At 62.9% G+C, this 561-nt stretch carries 1 protein-coding gene; it reads left to right on the top strand.

Annotation, left to right across the window (positions count from 1 at the left end; translation table 11 throughout):
- Nucleotides 1–79: 79 nt before the first annotated feature.
- Nucleotides 80–561 (top strand): helix-turn-helix domain-containing protein (locus WS62_RS27670; protein WP_197422864.1); only part of this gene is annotated, 482 nt, incomplete at its 3' end.

Raw genomic sequence — 561 nt, forward strand, 5'->3', positions numbered from 1 at the left:
TTCATCGCAGTAAACCGTGGAGGGTTTGATGGAGATTGCGTAACCTGACGCCTGATTCTATAGAGGTCAGGAGGAAGAATTGCACGATCGCAAGGCACTTCAGGCACTGGGCGGCTGGACCGGCTATCGGTTGGAGCGGGTGGAATGGCCGGAAGGAGGCGGCGGTACGCTGTCGCTGTATCTGAAGCCGGTCAGCAAGGTCATGCACTGCGAACAGTGCGGAGCGCGCTGCCAGCAAATCCACGAGACGACGGTTCGGCGAGTGCGCGATCTGCCGCTGTTCGAGTACCGAGTCGTGCTGCATGTCCGCCGCCGTCGGGTCTGGTGCGAACACTGCGGCGGCCCGCGACTGGAGAAGCTGGCGTGGCTGGGCCGCTACCAGCGGGTGACGGAGCGGTTCGCCAAGGCCTGCGAGAAGCTGCTGCAAGCGGCCAGCGTGCAGGCAGTCGCAGCCTTCTACGATCTGGGATGGCACACGGTCAAATCGATCGACAAGATGCGCTTGCGAGCGCGTGTGGCCGAGCCGGACTGGTCGACGATCCGCTATCTGGCAATGGACGA

Origin of the sequence: Burkholderia sp. ABCPW 14, from assembly GCF_001523835.1 — a bacterium.
Lineage (GTDB): Bacteria > Pseudomonadota > Gammaproteobacteria > Burkholderiales > Burkholderiaceae > Burkholderia > Burkholderia mayonis.